Source organism: Sodalis sp. RH20, from assembly GCF_047324205.1.
Lineage (GTDB): Bacteria > Pseudomonadota > Gammaproteobacteria > Enterobacterales > Enterobacteriaceae > Acerihabitans.
On record NZ_CP178733.1, the window covers coordinates 1556627 to 1574661 of the forward strand.

Consider the following 18035-nt stretch of genomic DNA (forward strand, 5'->3'; position numbering starts at 1 on the left):
AAAAAGTGATATCTTATGCCGAAAATAAGCTAATCTGAGCAGCTCACAATATCGCGCCGACCCATGGCGGGACTTCAGATAAATATCGGCTATCGTCAGCAATGAATGTTATTTGACGGCCCGGGCCGCCTGCCGCTTTAGTATTAAGACGCAAGCTAAAGGGGTATTAAAATGACGCATTATGTTGACCTGCCCGGCGCCGGCCGGAACCGAAGCCGAAGCCGTAAAGTGGCGTTTGCCGCGTTTATCGGCACCACCGTAGAATGGTATGATTTTTATATTTACAGTACCGCCGCGGCGTTGATTTTCAGTCATACCTTTTTTCCGCCTTCATCCAATCCGCTATCCGGTCTGTTGGGATCTTTTGCCGCTTATGGCGTGGGCTTTTTTGCGCGCCCGCTGGGCGGTATCATTGCCGGCCATTTCGGCGATCGGGTCGGGCGCAAACGGGTGCTGGTCTCCTCCCTGGTTTTAATGGGCGTCGCGACGCTGCTGACCGGGTTATTGCCTACTTATGCCGTCGCCGGACTGTGGGCCACCGTCCTGCTGGTCTTGCTGCGGTTGCTGCAGGGTATCGCGACGGGGGCGGAATGGGGCGGCGCCTCGCTGCTGTCGGTCGAGCACGCCACGCCGAAAAACCGGGGATTTTTAGGCTCTTTCACGCAAATCGGCTCGGCGGCCGGCATGCTGCTGGCGTCGGGCACGTTTCTTATCGTCAGGGCGTCGATCAGCGCGGACGCCTTTGCCGCCTGGGGTTGGCGGCTGCCTTTTTTGTTCAGCATCGTGCTTATCGGCATCGGTATTTTCGTCCGCCTGCGTATTGACGAACCCGAGGCTTTTTTGCGCGCCAAGGCCGACGGGAAAATACAGCGCTTTCCCGTGGCGCAGGCGATCCGCCGGCATCCGCGCGGGTTGCTGGTCACTATCGGATTACGCCTGGCGCAGCCGGCGATGTATGCCATCCTAACCACGTACGCGCTGAGCTACCTGGTATTAAAACGCGGCGACGCCACCATGGCGTTGACCGCCGTTCTGGTCGGTTCCGCGGCGGCGATTATCGCCACGCCTTTCTGGGCGCTGCTCTTCGACAAAATCGGCCGCCGCGCGCCGGCGGTCTTCGGCATCCTGGGCATCGGCATTCTGGTCTGGCCGTTCTTTTGGTTTTTGGACCACGGCAATCTGACGTTTCTGCCGCTGGTAGTGGCCGTGGCGCTGGCGGTGTTCGACGCCGCGATATATGGACCGGGCGCGGCCTGGTTTTCGGAGCAATTCCCCATCGAGGTGCGCTACAGCGGCGTCTCCATCGGTTATCAGGTGGGGACGCTGATCTCCGGCGGCCTGACGCCATTTATCGCCACCTATCTGTTTTCGGTGGGTGACGGCTCGCCCTGGCTTATCAGCGCCTATATCTCGTTTTATGCTTTATTAAGCCTGGTTGCCGCCTTTGCCGCGCAAGATCCGGTGCGGGATAGCCGTAACGCGGCACGCGCCGCGCCGGCCGGCGCCGTCTCGTTAGATGCCGAGGATCTCGCATGAGCCATCAACATGATGCCGATATTTTGGCGACGCTTGAGGCCGCCAGTCCGCATGCAGCCGCGTTCAGAAACCTGTCCCGCAGCCATTGGAACAATGGGGCGCTAAGCAGCCGGGATAAACATCTGGTGGCGGTGGCGGTCGCGCAGGTGACGCGCTGTGCTTATTGTATTGAACACCATGCGCGGTTGGCGCGCCGGCTGGGCGCCGTCAGGAACGACGTCTTGGCCGCCGCCTATATCACCGCGGCGCTGGAAACACTGCCGGGCGTCGATATCGATATTAGCGCGGACGGCGAGATAGTTGTGCGATCATCGCCGTTGAGTGGACTGCCGGTAGAGAATGACCGCACTATTTTCGTTAATACCCTGCTGCGGGAACCGACGCTGCCGTTGACGCTGCGTTATGTGGCCGCCGCCGCGGTGGCTTTGGCCAAAGAGCGGGAAGGGCTGCGGCTGGCGTTTCACCAGGCGGCGCTGCGGGCCGGGGCGCTGCCGCAGGCGCTGGAGGAGGGGTATGCGGTGGCGTTGGTGATCCGGGCCGGAGCGGTATACGCGCATACGCTGGGCATTGCGAAAGCGTTCGAATAAACCCGCGCGCAGCCCGGGTCAGGCGCCGGCTTCGGCCCCCAGCAGCGCCAAGGCCCGGGTGCGCAAGGCGATAAGCGTGGGATGATTACGCCTGCGCGGATAGGGCAGTGCGACCGGGATGGTTTCCAGGATACGCGCGGGACGCGGTCCGAACACCACGACCCGGTTGGCCATCAGCAGCGCTTCCTCCACGTCGTGGGTGACCATCAGCACGCTGTAGCGCTTTTCCCGCCACAGGCCGACCAGTTCCCCCTGCATACGGATGCGCGTCAGCGAGTCCAGCTTGCCCAGCGGTTCGTCCAGGATCAGCAGGCGCGGGTCGTTGACCAGCGCGCGGGCCAACGCCGCGCGCTGCGCCATGCCGCCCGAAAGCTGCCGGGGATAGGCCTGGGCAAACTGCGCCAGCCCCACGCGTTCCAGCACCCCATCGACCCGCCGCCGGCCCCGTTCGTTAAGTAATCCCTGCGCCTGCAGGCCCAGCGCCACGTTTTGCCAGACGGTGCGCCAGGGAAACAGCGTGGGATCCTGGAATACCACCACCCGCGCCGGATCGGGCCGCCGAATAGGCTCGCCGTCTTCCAGCAGTTGGCCGGAAAGCGGATTTTCCAGGCCGGCCACCAGCCTGAGCAGGGTGGATTTGCCGCAGCCCGACGGTCCCAGCAGCGCGATAAATTCGCCGGGCGCCACGCTGATTGAGACCTGCTCCAATACCGGCAATAGCCCGCCGCCAAGATCAAAGCCATGGCTGACCCGGTTTATATCCAGTCGCAGACCGGCGCCGGCGCTTGACGGCGTAAAGGTGGGCGGGGTGTCGGGCTTATTGATGGTGAGGGTCATATGCTGTTTCCTTAAATAAATAGCGAAAGCTTATTGCCGCATAACGATAATTACTTTATGCATATATATCCGGCACTTTTTTCTGTCCCTAACGTAACGCGGTAAAAATTCCATCACAAGCGTACCTATGGTCTTTTTAATTATATTTAATTCCAGAATGATATTTACTTATTAAGAATTGCGGCGTAGTTATATTGTCACTTCATCTGCTGAATTAAATGTTTTAGCCGGCAAAGGAAAACGTTAATAATATGCTAAATATCGACAGGCAATGTTAAGTTATAATAACATTTATCCCCTGCCAGGCGGTTTAAATGAGAATGGGTTTGATTAATATACTTTATGGCCACACACATTTGAGTATATTCATTGGGAACGCATTTATAAAGAATAAAAACGCATATACCCGCAGCGGATAATGTCGCCTTCATTTTTTGGCTTCTTTATCGGCCAGGCTATATCGCCAAAAATTACCGGGAGGTTATATGACATCCGAGGCATGGGAGCCGGCGGCCTCGTCCGCCGCGGCAGTCTCTGCGCGAGGGCAAGGGCAGGACTTGGGGTTCTGGACCATGGGCTTTTGCGCCGCCGTCGCCTGGGGCGCGGTGGCGGCGCTGATGATCCTCTGGCCGGATAAACCGGTCGGTTTTGCCCGCCCGCTTTATATTGCGCAAACGCACGCCCTGGCGGCGGGCATCGCCCTGTTATTATTATTGTTTTCCCTGGGAGAACGCCTGCCGCTGCTACGCTTGATTATCGCCCCGCTAACGCGCCATGTCCGGTCCGGTGGTAAATGGTTTTTTGCCCTGGCGCTGTTTGTCGCGGCCTGGGAGGTGTCGACCGCCAAGCTGGCGTGGCTGCCGGCGCCGTTTTTCGCGCCGCCGCATGCGCTGGTGGAAGCCTACGCCACCGACTGGCTCCGGCTGGGCGACAGTCTGCTGCACTCCCTGCGTCTGCTGTTCTTCGGTTTTTTATTCGGCAGCCTGAGCGGATTTTTAACCGGCGTCGCCATCGGCTGTTCAAAAAGTCTGGGATATTGGCTGCACCCGATATTACGGTTTCTCGGGCCGGTGCCGTCAACGGCATTATTACCGCTGACGCTTTATTTCTTTCCTTCCAGCTTTTCGGCGGCGATATTCCTGATTGCCCTGGCCACCTGGTTTCCGGTGACGGTATTAACCTGGTCCGGCGTGGCGAGCGTCGATAAAAGTTATTATGACGTGGCACGCACCCTGGGCGCCAAACCCCTGTTTCTGATTACCCGGGTGGTTATTCCAGCGGCGCTGCCGCATGTATTTGTCGGCCTGTTCATGGGGCTGGGCGCCTCTTTTTCGGTACTGGTGGCCGCCGAAATGATGGGAGTGAAATCAGGCCTGGGCTGGTATTTGCAATGGGCGCAGGGTTGGGCCGCTTATTCCAATATGTACGGCGCGCTGATTGTGATGGCGTTATTATTTTCCACCTTGATAACGGTGCTGTTCGCCGTGCGCGATCGTTTGCTGGCCTGGCAGAGCGGGGCGGTGAAATGGTAATTATTGCGGGTTTCGGCACCCATAAATAACGCCGCAAATCGTATTTTTTATATTTTCTTTCGGGAGTCATGATGGCGAATATTAAGGTTACAAGACGGCATTTTTTGCAATCGGCGGGCGTATTGGGCGGCGTGGCCCTGGGCGGAGGGCTATTCTCCGGCTTACCCCTGGCCCGGGCCGTGGGCGCACCCGTCGCCGCGCCGCTGAAAACCGTGCGCATCGCCTGGCATCAGGCCGGCATTTGCCAGGCGCCGATTTCAGTGGCCTATAAAAAGGGGTTTTTCACCAAGTACGGCTTGCAGGTGGAAACGGTCAACTTTACCGACGGCGATACCCCGCTGGTCGCGCTGTCAACCGGCCAGGCCGAGGCCGGCATCGGCATGGCGCTGCGCTGGCTAAAACCCCTGGAGCAGGGGTTTGACGTCGCCCTGACCGTGGGTACCCACGGCGGCTGCATGCGGCTTGTCACCGCCAAAAACAGCGGCATTACCCAGGTGCGGGATCTGGTGGGGAAGGCGGTGGCGGTAAGCGACCAGGCAAGCCCGGTAAAAAACTTTTTCGCCATCCAGCTGGCTAAACAGGGATTCCATCCCGACAGCGATGTCAATTGGGTACAATATCCCGAACAGTTGTCCGGCGAGGCGCTGCGCAAGGGCGAGGTACAGGCGATTGCCGCCACCGACCCGCAGGGCTGGCTGATCCGTGAACGCGACGATCTGTTCGAGGTGGCCACCAACCTCAGCGGCGCTTACCATGATCGCACCTGCTGTGTACTGGCGCTAAGCGGCGCGCTGGTGCGCAACGACCCCGGGACCGCCCGGGCGATAACCCAGGCGGTGGTCGACGCCCAGCAGTGGGCGGTGGATAATCCTGAAGAAACCGCCGAGATCTTCGCGCCTTTTCTGCCCAGCACCATCAGCGCGGCGCAGGTCAAGGCCATCCTCGCCGAGCATACCCACGGCCACCACACCACCGGCCATCATCTGCGCGCCGAGCTGGCGGCCTACGTGGATGAACTGAAAACCATTAACGTCATCCGGGCCGATACCGATACCCGCACGTTTATCGATAAAACGGTGCCCGATATTTTAAGCGCGTGACGCCGTCAACCGGCGGTGAGTAAAAATTCCGCCAGCACCATGGCGTGGTTGCGCAGCGTATCCCGCGAGGCATAAAGTAACGTGACATCCCCCGTGGCGGCGCGCGTAGCCAGGGGGCGCCACGCCGCCTCATTGTCCCGCAGCTCCTGGCGGTAAGCGGCGCGGAAACCGTCATAGTCCAGCAAAGAGGCATGAAACGCCTGCCGCAACGCCTGCGACGGCGCGACCTCTTTGCACCATAAATCCATCGGCAGGGCGTTTTTTTTCACCCCGCGCGGCCACAATCGATCAACCAATACCCGGTAGCCGTCGCCGGGTTCAACCGGTTCATAAACGCGTTTGCAATAAATCATCCCGCCTCCGTCGCGACCAGCGCGGTATCGCCTTGGGTGCCGTACCGCGCATGCCTTATTATGCGCAGCGTTCCCGCCGCCCCGCCATCATGCAGCAGCGCCGGCGGCGAAAGCAATATCACCGCGCCGGTTAAACAGCGGCGCGCGCGATGCCGTTATCCCTGAACAAGGTTTTTCAGCCTGCCCGGGTCCTGGCCGGCGCTTTTGCTTTACCCCGCCGGCGGCCGACAGGAAGGCGCTGACCAGCATGGCGTGCGTCAGGCGCGCCGGCCGGCTTCCAGGGTCTGCGCGGTCCAGGCCGCCACCTGTTCACTCAGCGTCAGGCCAAGGCCGGGACGGGTGGGCACCAGCATGCGGCCGTCCTTGATCGCCAGACGTTCATTAAACAGCGGTTCCAGCCATTCAAAATGCTCCACCCAGGGTTCGGTCGGATAAGCCGCCGCGAGGTGCACATGCAGCTCCATGGCGAAATGCGGGGCAATCATCAGGCCGGCATGCTCGGCCAGCGCGGCCACCTTCAGGTATGGCGTAATGCCGCCGACTCTCGGGGCATCGGGCATCAGGTAATCCGCCGCGCGGTTTTTGATAAATTCCCAATGCTCGGCGACGCTGGTCAGCATCTCGCCGGTGGCGATGGGCGTGTCAAACTGCGCCGCCAGGGCCGCGTGGCCTTCCGCGTCGTAACAATCAAGCGGCTCCTCGATCCAGATAAGGTTCAGCGCTTCGAAATGGCGGCACATACGCTGCGCGGTGGGGCGGTCCCACTGCTGGTTGGCGTCCACCATCAGCGGGAAGCCGTCGCCAAGATGCTTACGGATGGCGCTGACCCGCTGAATATCCAGCGCGCAATCGGGCTGGCCGACTTTCAGCTTGATGCCGCCGATGCCCTTCTCCCGCGAGATATCGGTGTTTTTCATCAGTTGATCGAGGGGCGTGTGCAAGAAACCGCCCGAGGTGTTATAGCAGCGCACCGAATCGCGCTGCGCGCCCAGCAGACGCGCCAGCGACAGGTTGGCCCGTTTGGCCTTCAGGTCCCATAGCGCCACGTCAAAGGCGCCGATGGCCTGGGTGGCCAGCCCGCTGCGCCCGACCGACGCGCCGGCCCAGCACAGCTTGTCCCACAGTTTGGCGATATCGCTGGGGTTCTCGCCGATAAGCACCGGCGCAATTTCGCCGGCGTGGGCGAACTGGCCGGGTCCGCCGGCGCGTTTTGAATAACTGAAACCCAGCCCTTGATGGCCGTCGCGGGTTTCGATTTCGGCAAATAAAATGGCGATTTCGGTCATGGGTTTTTGCCGGCCGGTAAGCACCTTGGCATCGCTTATCGGATTGGCCAGAGGCAGGAATACCGAGGAAACGCGTACCCAGCTGATGGTATCGTTATCCGCGCATTGAGCAGTGGATGGGGTAATGGACATCATACATTCTCCTGTGAAAGGGATGGGGGTTAGGATTGTTTTGCACCGGCGGCGAAATGTCCGGCGCCGGGCGTCGCCGCGTCCTCGCTGTCGAGGCGGCGCAGCCGGCCGACGATAACCAGATAGGCGAAGGCGCCGAGCAGGCCCATGGCGGCGACATACACCAGCGCCCAATCAAATGAACCGAATTGCTTGATTATCACGCCGATGGCGATGGGGGTAACGATGCTGGCCAGGTTGCCGCACAGGTTAAACATGCCGCCGCTGATGCCCAGGGCGTGCCGGGGGGAGACATCGCCGACGATGCACCAGCCGAGGTTGCCCACGCCTTTGGCGAAAAACGCCAGCGACATCACGGCGATGATCAGCGGAACGGATTGCACATAGTTGGCGATAACGATGCTGCTGGATAATAACAGGCCGCAGATAATGGGGGTTTTCCGCGCCGCGGTCAGGCTGAAACCGCGGCGCAGCATCCAGTCGGACCAGGCGCCGCCGACGATACCGCCAAGACAGCCGGCCACCGCCGGGATGGCCGCCGCCAGCCCCACCTTGAGGATGGTCATGCCCTTGGCCTCGATAAGATAGGTGGGAAACCAGGTCAGGAAGAACCAGGTGATGGAGGTCAGGCAAAACTGCCCCAGGTAGATGCCGAGCATCATGCGATTAGCGCCGATGGTCCTGATCTGGCGCCAGCTGAACGGCGCAGGCGTCTCGCCGATGGACGCCAGGCCGCCGCCAGCTTCGATATAATCCAGCTCCGCCTGATTAACCCGTTTATGCCTGGCCGGGTCCCGCACCACATAAAACCACAGCAGGCCGATCAGGATGCCGGTACCGCCGGTAAAGAAAAACACATGCTGCCAGCCCCAGGTACTGAGCAGCCATAGCATGACAGGGGTGAAAATCGCCAGCGCGGCGTACTGCGCGGACTGGAATACCGCGGTGGCCATGCCGCGCTCGTGCCCGGGGAACCACATCACCGTCAGCCGGTTGTTGGCGGGGAAGGCCGGTGATTCCGCAATGCCCATCAAAAAGCGCAGGACAAACAACGCCAGCAGCGCGGAGCTGAACATATCGACAAAACCCTGCAGAAAGGTCAGCACCGACCAGGCGATCAGGCTGATGCCCAGCACCAGGCGCGAGCCGAAACGATCGAGGATGATGCCGCCTGGAATCTGCATGCCGGTGTAAGCCCAGCCAAAGGCGGAGAAGGCGATGCCCATCGACACGGCGTCGAACCCCAGATCTTTGCGCAACATGGGCGCGGCGATGGACAGGGTGGCACGATCAACATAATTAAAGATGGTCACGAGAAAAATCATCGCGAGTATCAAATAGCGAACATTCGTCTTCGCCGGGACGGTGTTATTGTTCACGTTATTTCCTTTTTGTAGGGTACCAGGCGGCGCTGGGTAGATAAAAAGGAGATGGGGTTCGATATGATTGCGCAATCATTTACGATCGCAGGAACACCAGGTCCGATGACTGACACCGATCATGCTAATATGATTGCGCAATCATTCAATAAAAAGACCTGTTATTTGTGAGCCAATTCATATTAATTTTGTGGTGCCGCGTTCGATCAGGCTGAAACCGGTGTCGATGCGCAGCGGGGCGGGCTCCTGGTTTTTAGCGTTAAAACGCACCAGCAGCGCCTGGGCGACCAGCAGGCCGATCCTGGCGCCGTCCACCCTGACGGTGGAAAGGGCGGGAAAAACCTGCGCGGCGCTGGACAGATCGCCAAAACCCATGACCGACAGCTCATCCGGCACCCGGATTCCCCGGCTGGCCGCCTCGGCGAGCACCCCCTCGGCGATGGTGTCAGAGCTGCACACGATAACTTCGGGTAAGCCGTGCTGCGCCAGAATGCGTGTTAACCCTTCGCGCCCGGAGGCCAGCGTGGCGGGAGCAGGCATAATCTCGATGGAAACGTCCTGCACGCCGCAGGACGCCAGTTCGGCTATCACGCTGCGGCTGCGGCGCAAGCCACGCGCGTCCTCGAGGGTGAGCAGCGAGAAGCGCCGGTAGCCGCGCTGGAATAAATGATTCGCCACCTCGATACCCACCTGCTCATGGGAAAAACCGATCTGCATATCGATGGGCGCGTCGCTTAAGTCCCAAATCTCCACCACCGGTATGCCCGCTTTGCGCAGCTTCTCGCGGCTTTCATCGGTATGCAGCGTGCCCGCCAGCACGATACCGTCGGGGCGGCGGCCCAGAATGGCGTCGAGCAATTGCTCCTCCCGCTCGCTGGAATAGCCCGTCAGGCCCAGCAGGGTTTGATAACCCTCGGCGGTCAGGCTGTCCATCAGCGCCTGCACGGTATCGGCGAAAATGGAGTTGGCGATGGTGGGGACAAAAATGGCAATCAGCCGGCTTTTGCTGGTGGCAAGCCCTCCCGCCAGCATATTCGGCACATAGCCGGTGGCGCGCACCGCGGCGAAGACTTTTTCCTGGGCCGCGGGGGAGACCAGCTCCGGGCGGTTCAGGGCGCGCGACACAGTGATGGGGGAAACGCCGGCTATCCTGGCGACATCGATAAGGGTGGGACTTTGCGCCGACGCGCTGGCGGCGTTTTTAGTGGATTTTTTTACCATAATTACCGTCTTGTTTAACTGCAGTTTCCGCCAAAATACTGTCTTTACCCAACCCCTGATCCCGGCATGCCGCCATGGCAATGCCATCATTGGGCAATAAAAGGCGCCTTGGGCGTTGCCGGTAAAAGAGTAACACATTGCCATGGGAGTATCAGCGGCAGGGGCTGATTATGCGGCTTGCTTCTGAAGATTATCAGCCCCTTGCATTCCCTGGAATCATTTTGGAATAGCGCACTGAAGCACCGTCGGCGGCCTGCCGCTTAAAGATAAAAGCATCGCCATGGTTGAGACGGGCCGGCGCCACCGGTGTTACCGGACTGCTGACTGCGTTCCCCGCCCTTATTCTGCTCAATCTGCGGGCCGTTGGGGAACATGCCGCTTATTATGGGTGCCTGTGCTGGGCGCCGTTATCGACGGAAGTGTCAACGTTTGCTTTACGGCTAAGGTATGCGAAGCCGCTGCGCATCTTTACCGCGAGCGCTTTTTTGGCAATGAGATATGGCGCCAATATCATAAAATGAGGATGAGCGGGGCGCTATGTCCTTATCAAATCAATCGGGTTGAGTAACTGTTTATATATTTCATCAATACATATTGACATTAACCAGAAAAATGTACCAGAGTGGAGTGGTTGACGCTGATGATTTTTTATCAGCGCGCCGCGTAGGCTGTTATAGATATATTATTTAATGCTTTTAGATGCGTCATTAAAATATTCCACATGAATTATTCCACATGTGTTTAATTTGAACATAGTTTCCAATAATAATAAATAAAACTATTAAGCGTTCTTTGATGCGCAGCAACGAGCGTAATAAGAATGTATCAAATAATGCAATAAGGATGTAATAACAAGTGCGCTAAAGGATGCGATTATGGCATGGAGCAGACCTATGGATAACACTGACTCTAATGGGCTTATTATTTATCGCTCTAACAATCCAACCCGGCTTTGGTGCTATACCCCTTCAATAATAAAAACGACCAACGGCAGGCTGGTTGTGACCATGGATCTCGGTGGCCCCGGCCTGGATAACCAGGAAGCCAGCAACGGAAGCCGTACAAAACGCCGCGGCATAGGTAAAATATTTATTTCCAACGATCAGGGCCGGCACTGGGCTGAGCAGGGATCCTTTCCCTTCTGGCACGCGCGGCTGTTCGAATGCCAGGGCTGCCTTTACGTTATCGGCAACGCTGGCGATCTCTATATCATCAGATCGCAGGACGACGGCTTGACGTGGTCGGCGCCGGCGGCACTGACCCGCAATCAATTGTGGCATGGTTCTGCGACGAATATATTGCAGGAAAACGGCGCTATCTATATGTGCATGGATTTAAGAACCGATTTGGGCATATCCGGCTGGAACGTCGCGGGGCTGACGCCGGTCGTACTGCGGGGCAATGGGCGTGATAATCTGCTGGACAGGTCGGCCTGGACATTTTCCACCGGTTTTTCCTTTAACGAAAAATTCAACTATTGCGCGGCGAGCTTCGGGGAGAATTTTGGTATTCCCTTTTATCCTTCCGAAACCGCCGGTCCACGATCCCTGATGCCGACCATCAACGCCTCCCCGCCAGGCTGGCTTGAGGGGAATGTGGTCCGAATAACGGATCCTAAACATATCTGGCACGATCCCGCGAATGCAACGCTTTACATCATCATGCGCACCAATACCAACGGCAGCGGTTATGCCGCGGTGCTTAAAGCGGTGGAGCAGCGGGACGGCGGTATCGCCCTGCAGGTCGTTACCGCGCCGTCGGGCAAGTTATTATCGTTTATCCCGTTTCCCGGCGGCAGCCTGAAATTTTTTATCACATACGACACCCTCACCCACTTGTATTGGATGGCATCTTCAATAATCACAGACTCAATGTGTAAATTATCCGCCACGCCGCAGGGAAGGTATAATTTACCGTCGAACCAAAGAAATATTTTAGGGCTTTATTATTCATCCAATTGCATTGATTGGGTGCAGGCGAGCGTTATCAGCAAAGGTGAAACAGAATATCACGCCAGGAATTACCCTTCTTTTGTCATTTCAGGACAGGACATATTTTTGGTGGCGCGATCCGGCGATTGCTTTGCAAAAAATGGGCAATATACCAACCTAATCACATTTCACATTATCAAAGACTTTCGGTCACTGGTGATTTAGCAAAAGGAGGATGAATGAGCATGAATTATGCCATTTCCGACGCGCTGTATAAAAAAGCGTCGAATGTTATTCCCGGAGGCGTGTCCAGTAATAATCGGGCCAACTGGCAACCGCACCCCCTGTTCTATCAAAAAGCGCGAGGGGCATATGTATGGGATGTCGATGAAAATAAATACATAGATTATGTCCTGGGCCGGGGGCCGTTAATTACCGGTCATTCCCATCCCCGTATCCTTGACGCCATTGCGCAGCAATATCAGGCGGGCCAATTTTTCGCCGGGCAAACCGAACTGGAGATTGTCCTGGCGGAAAAAATAAAAGCCCTGGTGCCCGGCGCGGAGATGGTCCGCTTTTGCAATTCCGGCTCGGAGGCGGTGCATGTCGCGCTGCGCCTGGCCAGATCCGCCACCGGCCGTGAAAAAATCATCCGTTTCGAGGGGCATTACCACGGCTGGCTCGACAATATCGCCTGGGGATTCAGTACCCCGGAAGACACCGCCCAAGATACCGGCGCCCTGTTAGCCATGTCGCGTGGGCAACCCGCCGGCGACGCCGGTAATATCCTCGCGTTACGCTGGAACGATACCGACGCGCTGGAGCGCGTGTTAGCCAGTCAGGCCGGGGATATCGCCGCGGTAGTGACCGAGCCCATCATGTTTAACAGCTTCTGGAGCAATATCCTGCCGGAAAAAAACTATCTCGCCAGAATGCGGGAGCTGTGCGACCACTACCGTATTCCGCTGATATTCGACGAAATCCAAACGGGTTTCAGGACAGCTATAGGCGGCGCCCAGGCCAGGTATGGCGTAATCCCCGATATCGCCACCTTCGCCAAGGCGCTGGGCGGTCCGGTTTGCCTGGCGGCTGTCGGCGGTAAAGAACAGTATATGCGATTGCTTGCCGGCGCCCAAACCTTGCATACCGGTACCTATAATGCGTTCCCGCCTTTCCTTGCCGGCGCAATAACTAACCTGGAAATACTCGCCGATAACGGCGGCGCGGAGCTGGCTAGAATTCATCTACTGAGTGAGTCGCTGCGGGCGGGATTACAAGACATTGCCGCCGGCACGGCGTTGCCCCTGCAAGTCAGGGCAAGTCCCGGCGCGGTGACCACCACTTTTCGGGCAGCGCCGGCGGTTGCCCGCGATTATCGTACAGCTCGGCGTGAACTCAGCCATCCGCTGCTCGTCATGTGGCATGCGGCATTGCAGGCGAGGGGCGTCAGGATTACCCCCGAGGGACTATGGTATGTCTCCACGGCCCATTGCGCCGCTGATATCGACTACACCCTTGAGCAAGCCGCCGCCGCGGTTGCGGCGCTGGAACAGACGGGGGGACTCGCATGAGCGGAGCGTGCGTAAATACCGTAGCGATACTACTGGAGCCGGGGCGGTTTTCTTTTGCCAGCCGTCAGCTTGAGGAAGAGGTCGCCCCTGGTTATGTCAGGATAAAAATAAATTATTGCGGCGTTTGCGGTACGGATAAATCATTTTATCTGGGCCACAGGAACGAAGGCTATCCCGTATCGTTAGGGCATGAACATTGCGGTGTGATCAAAGCCGCCGGCGCCGGCGTAATCAACTTGCAGCCAGGCAGCCAGGTGGTTATCGACCCCAACTTTCGCTGCGGTCAATGCCATTATTGCCGGCAAAAAAAAGGCCATCTTTGCGTCAGGGGCGGTGAGCAACATTATACCAACCGTGGGTATGCCGGGTACATAGACATCCATTATTCGTACGTCCATAAATTACCCGCTTACCGGAAAGATCATATCGGCGCGCTTGTAGAGCCCCTCTCGGTGGCGCTTCATGCCGTGGCGTTAAGCAATGTATCGGGCCGTAAAGGCGAAATATTGGTGCTGGGCTGCGGCGGGTTGGGGAGCTTGCTTATTTTCGCGCTGCTCGAAATCACCGGGGCCGATGTTTATATCCATGATCATAATGATTATAAAGTCGACCAATTACGAAGCCTGTATCCGGACCGAATCAAGGCCCCCATGGCCGGGCAGCGCTTTCAACTTATATTCGAAGCGACCGGCGCTTCCCGTGGCTTTCGCCAGGCTTGTGATCTACTGGATAAATGTTCCAGGCTGGTGGTGCTCAGCAGATACCATGCCGATGAGCCGTTTATTCCAGAACGATTACCCTGGAAACAGCCTGAAATCATATTGTGTCATCTGAATGGCGATAGTATCCATATGGCCGACGCCGCGGCGCTGCTGGCGGATAATTGGAGTACGCAGCATGATAATTTACTGAGTTTTCATTCGTTTGAGGATATTAATAATGTTTTTGCTAATTATGGGAAAATAAAATCCAATAAAAAAATCATCACGCATGAGCAGCTTTAAAGCGCGATTCAACCGAGGATAATATGAATATCGTCACGATTATTCCCAGCCGGTTGGCCTCAACCCGGCTACCTAACAAGGCGCTGGCCGATATTAACGGCCTCCCTATGATTGTTCACGTTTGGCGGCGCGGCATAGAAGCCGATCTTGGGCCGGTCATTGTCGCCTGCGGCGATAAAGCGATTGCCGGGGCCATCCGCGACGTGGGAGGTGAGGCGGTCATGACCGATCCACGGCTTAACAGCGGGTCTGACCGGGTATTTGCCGCACTGGAAGCTGTCGACCCGGCAGGCAAATATGAGGTGATCGTGAACCTGCAGGGAGATATGCCCACGGCCAATCCCGCGATGCTGACAACCCTGGTGGCGCCGCTGCGCCTCCCCGGCGCCGAAGTGGCGACGCTCGCATCGGTTATCGCCGCCCCGAACGAGCGGCTTTCCGATAGCGTGGTTAAGGTGGCCGTCTCTATGCCGCCGGGAAGCAAGGCCGGACGGGCCATCTATTTTAGCCGCAACACTATTCCCTGGGGCGGCGGCGAGCATTATCACCATATAGGTCTGTATGCGTACAGGCGCGATGCTTTGACCCGCTTTTCCCAACTGCCGCCCAGTCCGCTGGAACAGCGGGAAAAACTGGAGCAACTGCGGGCATTGGAGCACGGCATGCGCATTGATATTTCCATTGTGGATGTCAATCCCCTGGGCGTTGACACCCTGGATGACCTTAATATAGCGCGCAGTCTCCTGGTCTGAGCCCGCGCCATCATGTTATCAGGAGGAGAAATATATGGATAAGCAAGCGATACTGCATATTGGCGGCAGGGTTATGGTTAAAGAAGCCGATGCGTTATATGCGATAGCCTCGTCACTCGGCAACTCCGGCTTTTATGAGGCGGTTAATTTAATTCATGCGTCCACCGGCCATGTCATTATCCTGGGCGTAGGGAAGAGCGGGCATGTCGGGCGTAAAATTTGTTCCAGCCTGTCATCCATAGGCACACCAAGTTTTTTTATCCATCCGGTTGAAGCGAAACATGGTGACTTGGGCATGATTACCGCTGATGACATTATTCTCTTAATTTCATATAGCGGCAGAACAGATGAAATCATGCAGCTTGTCCCTATTTTACATGAACGCGGCGTACCGATAATAGCGATAACGGGGAATAGACTTTCACCCCTGGCGGAAAGTGTGGATATTACCATTGCCTTTGATATCAAGGGCGAGGCCTGTTCCTATGATATCGTGCCCACGGTGAGCGCGAGCGCCACGCTTGCTATCGGGGACGCCATGGCCATTGCGCTTATGGAATTGAGAGGATTTTCCGCGCAGGATTTTTCCAAAAACCATCCGGCGGGCCATTTGGGCGCGCTGTTGGCTGCAAGGTAATCCTCCCTTTTACCCCTTCGCCCTGCATCAGAGATAGCGTGGTGCTGGTGGTTGAAGCACGCCTTCCGGCGTGCTCCCGGCAGTTAATGCGCCGGCTGCGCCGCCGCTGCCGGATCGTGTTTTTTGCAGTCCGTGAGCGCGCCGCAATAGGCATCCAGCAGTTTCAGCGTGACGCCGTTGGTCCAGCCGAAGCCGTCCTGCAGCGCATATTCGCCGCCGCCGCCGCCGCCCAGTCCTTTGCCTTCGACCACATATTTTTCCACCAGCTTGTGCTGCGCGTCATACAGATTTTGCACATTTTTAAGAAAACGGGTGCCGATGGACTGCGCCAGGGCGTCCTGGCCGTAATTTTGCAGCCCTTGTACCGCGACCCACTGCAGGGGCGCCCAGCCGTTGGGCGCATCCCATTGCTGGCCGTTATTGACGGTGGTGGTGGTTAATCCGCCTTCTTTCAGCAACTGGTCGCGCACCGCCTGCGCGGTGCTGACCGCTCGCGCGCGCGGCGCGATACGCACAAACAGCGGGAATACCGTGGCGGCGGTGATCGGGCGGGTGATTTTTTTCTGCCGCCAGTCATAATCGGTGTAATAACCGTCCTGCTGGTTCCACAGCACGCGGTTGATGGCGTGGCTGCGCGCGTCGGCCAGCCGGGTATAGCGCAGTTCGTCCCCGGACGCGCCGGCGGCCTTGCTGGCGCGGGACAGCGTCTGCTCCAGATGGAACAGCAGGGCGTTCAGATCCACCGGGATAATGTCGGTGGTATGGATAGTGGCGAGATCATGGGGATCGGTCAGCCAGCGCGAGCTGAAGTCCCAGCCGGAGGCGGCGCCGGCGCGCAGGTCGCGGTAGACTTCCGCCGCCGGCCGGTTTTTCGCCCTGGCGGCGGTGGCGATATCCTCCATCCAGGACTCGGTGCGCGGCACGTCGCGATCGTCCCAATACCGGTTAAGCAGGCCGCCGTCGTCCAGGCGCACCACGCGTTCGGCGGCGGCGCCCTTGGCGAGGCCGTCGGCGCCGCGCATCCAGTAGTCGTATTCTTTTTTCAGCTGCGGCAGGTAGCGCGCATACACCGCGTCGCCTTCCTGCGCGGCGAGCAGTTCCACCATAAACGAGAAAAACGGCGGCTGGGAGCGGCTCAGGTAATAACTGCGGTTGCCGTTGGGGATATGACCGTAGGTATCGATTTCATGCGCGAAATTATCGGTCATGTTTTTGACCCGTTCCCAGTTGCCGCTTTCGGCCAGGCCCAGCATGGTAAAATAACTGTCCCAATAATACACTTCCCGAAAGCGGCCGCCGGGCACCACATAGCTTTCCGGCAGCGGCAGCAGTGAATCAAAGGGCGGCACGCTATCGGTTTTACGGGTCAGCACCGGCCAAAGCCCGTCGATATGCGCCCGCAGGGTCTGTCCCGCAGGCGGCTGGTAGGGTTTGCCTTCGCTGGGCAGGATAAAATGGGTCGCGACAAAACGCTTGAGATCGAACCCGGCCTGGGCGTGCTGATCCTGATACTGCGCCAGGATGGCGGCGGGATTCTCCCGCGGCACCGCGTCGGCAAAGGTTTTCTGATCGGGGAAAATTCTGGCCTGCTGCACCGCCTCGAACAACGGCCCAAAAAGAATATCGGGCGGCAGCACCGCCGCCGCGGGGGCCAGGGGACCGGACTCGACCGGCTGGGGCGCGGCCATGGCGGTAACAGCGGGGCCGGCACCGGCCGCCAGAACTATCGCCAACAGTATGTTCCTTAATCCAACTGAATAAGGCGCCAGCATGGGTATCTCCTTTTGGATAGGGCGCCGCCCGCCATTGAACCGGCCGCGGCGCGGGGAGGGCATTGTTATGCCTTTGAATAGACAAGATTTAGCAATTTTAGCCGGATTTAACGCCGGCGATGGGATATTTGACCAAAAATGGGGGCTGGTTCAAATTATTGGCGGGATAATTCTATTTCCAGCACTCTATATCTTTTATCGTTGAGTTATTTTTTCCTGCGGTATCCGCTTATTGTTGCGTATGTTTCATCAGATCGGCGGCGCGGGTATAATAATGATAAGAGTATTTATTTTGCGAACATGTTATTGTAATTTATTGGAAAATAATTTCTTATTAATATTAAATATATAATGAATATTTCTCAGCGTTTGCAGGTCATAAGTCGCTTAACGTCTTAACGGATA

The 18035-nt window shown here is 57.6% G+C and carries 16 protein-coding genes and 1 pseudogene; 11 read left to right on the forward strand and 6 right to left on the reverse strand.

The window, feature by feature from the left end:
- The first annotated feature begins 171 nt into the window (after positions 1–171).
- Positions 172–1536 carry an MFS transporter gene (locus ACL2XM_RS07310; RefSeq protein ID WP_413732643.1) on the forward strand — a complete coding sequence of 455 codons (1365 nt, stop codon included), beginning with the start codon at positions 172–174 and terminating at the stop codon, positions 1534–1536.
- Positions 1533–2123 carry a carboxymuconolactone decarboxylase family protein gene (locus ACL2XM_RS07315; protein WP_413723043.1) on the forward strand — a complete coding sequence of 197 codons (591 nt, stop codon included), beginning with the start codon at positions 1533–1535 and terminating at the stop codon, positions 2121–2123. Before ACL2XM_RS07310 ends, ACL2XM_RS07315 begins: the two co-directional genes overlap by 4 nt.
- An 18-nt stretch (positions 2124–2141) precedes the next feature.
- On the opposite strand, the gene ACL2XM_RS07320 is transcribed toward ACL2XM_RS07315, so the two are convergent.
- Positions 2142–2960, reverse strand: coding sequence for an ABC transporter ATP-binding protein (locus tag ACL2XM_RS07320; protein WP_413732645.1), 819 nt, complete (start codon positions 2958–2960; stop codon positions 2142–2144).
- 485 nt (positions 2961–3445) lie between these two features.
- Here ACL2XM_RS07320 and ACL2XM_RS07325 point away from each other — a divergent pair, with 485 nt between their 5' ends.
- Positions 3446–4492 (forward strand): ABC transporter permease, encoded by a 1047-nt coding sequence (locus ACL2XM_RS07325; RefSeq protein ID WP_413728178.1) that lies wholly within the window; start codon positions 3446–3448, stop codon positions 4490–4492.
- Between the two features lie 68 nt (positions 4493–4560).
- A complete protein-coding gene (locus ACL2XM_RS07330; RefSeq protein ID WP_413732647.1) occupies positions 4561–5592 on the forward strand; it encodes an ABC transporter substrate-binding protein in 1032 nt (343 codons plus the stop codon).
- Between the two features lie 5 nt (positions 5593–5597).
- Here the strand turns inward: ACL2XM_RS07330 and ACL2XM_RS07335 are convergent, their stop codons facing one another.
- The 4 genes from ACL2XM_RS07335 to ACL2XM_RS07350 form a co-directional block, all read right to left on the reverse strand.
- Complete coding sequence (locus tag ACL2XM_RS07335; RefSeq protein WP_410014681.1) at positions 5598–5945, reverse strand: DUF488 domain-containing protein; 348 nt, start codon at positions 5943–5945, stop codon at positions 5598–5600.
- 257 nt (positions 5946–6202) lie between these two features.
- Positions 6203–7366 (reverse strand): L-talarate/galactarate dehydratase, encoded by a 1164-nt coding sequence (locus ACL2XM_RS07340; protein ID WP_413728180.1) that lies wholly within the window; start codon positions 7364–7366, stop codon positions 6203–6205.
- Between the two features lie 26 nt (positions 7367–7392).
- Positions 7393–8688: an MFS transporter gene (locus ACL2XM_RS07345; RefSeq protein WP_413733204.1), complete on the reverse strand. Its 1296-nt coding sequence runs from the start codon at positions 8686–8688 to the stop codon at positions 7393–7395.
- Positions 8689–8919: 231 nt separating this feature from the next.
- On the reverse strand, positions 8920–9963 hold the full coding sequence (locus ACL2XM_RS07350) for a LacI family DNA-binding transcriptional regulator (protein ID WP_410014683.1): 1044 nt from the start codon (positions 9961–9963) through the stop codon (positions 8920–8922).
- A 1007-nt stretch (positions 9964–10970) separates the two neighbouring features.
- Between ACL2XM_RS07350 and ACL2XM_RS07355 the strand changes: the two genes are divergently transcribed.
- The 6 genes and pseudogenes from ACL2XM_RS07355 to ACL2XM_RS07380 all read left to right on the forward strand — a co-directional run bounded on the left by ACL2XM_RS07355 (position 10971) and on the right by ACL2XM_RS07380 (position 15858).
- A complete protein-coding gene (locus tag ACL2XM_RS07355) occupies positions 10971–12119 on the forward strand; it encodes a sialidase family protein (protein ID WP_413732649.1) in 1149 nt (382 codons plus the stop codon).
- 14 nt (positions 12120–12133) lie between these two features.
- The gene (locus ACL2XM_RS07360; protein WP_413723038.1) at positions 12134–13465 is read left to right on the forward strand and encodes an aspartate aminotransferase family protein; all 1332 of its coding nucleotides are present in this window, start codon (positions 12134–12136) and stop codon (positions 13463–13465) included.
- A pseudogene (locus ACL2XM_RS07365) lies at positions 13462–13812 on the forward strand (alcohol dehydrogenase catalytic domain-containing protein); the annotation flags it as partial. The gene ACL2XM_RS07360 and the pseudogene ACL2XM_RS07365, both read left to right, overlap by 4 nt.
- A gap of 159 nt (positions 13813–13971) precedes the next feature.
- Positions 13972–14469 carry a hypothetical protein gene (locus ACL2XM_RS07370; RefSeq protein WP_413733273.1) on the forward strand — a complete coding sequence of 166 codons (498 nt, stop codon included), beginning with the start codon at positions 13972–13974 and terminating at the stop codon, positions 14467–14469.
- A 23-nt stretch (positions 14470–14492) separates the two neighbouring features.
- Positions 14493–15221, forward strand: coding sequence for a 3-deoxy-manno-octulosonate cytidylyltransferase (locus ACL2XM_RS07375; protein ID WP_413732651.1), 729 nt, complete (start codon positions 14493–14495; stop codon positions 15219–15221).
- Positions 15222–15255: 34 nt separating this feature from the next.
- Positions 15256–15858, forward strand: a complete 603-nt coding sequence (locus ACL2XM_RS07380; protein WP_410014689.1) for an SIS domain-containing protein — start codon at positions 15256–15258, stop codon at positions 15856–15858.
- An 83-nt stretch (positions 15859–15941) separates the two neighbouring features.
- Here the strand turns inward: ACL2XM_RS07380 and treA are convergent, their stop codons facing one another.
- A complete protein-coding gene (gene treA, locus ACL2XM_RS07385) occupies positions 15942–17630 on the reverse strand; it encodes an alpha,alpha-trehalase TreA (RefSeq protein WP_413732652.1) in 1689 nt (562 codons plus the stop codon).
- On the opposite strand from treA, the gene ACL2XM_RS07390 reads away from it, so the two are divergent.
- Positions 17629–17835: a hypothetical protein gene (locus ACL2XM_RS07390; RefSeq protein ID WP_413732653.1), complete on the forward strand. Its 207-nt coding sequence runs from the start codon at positions 17629–17631 to the stop codon at positions 17833–17835. The genes treA and ACL2XM_RS07390 overlap by 2 nt on opposite strands.
- Positions 17836–18035: the final 200 nt, after the last annotated feature.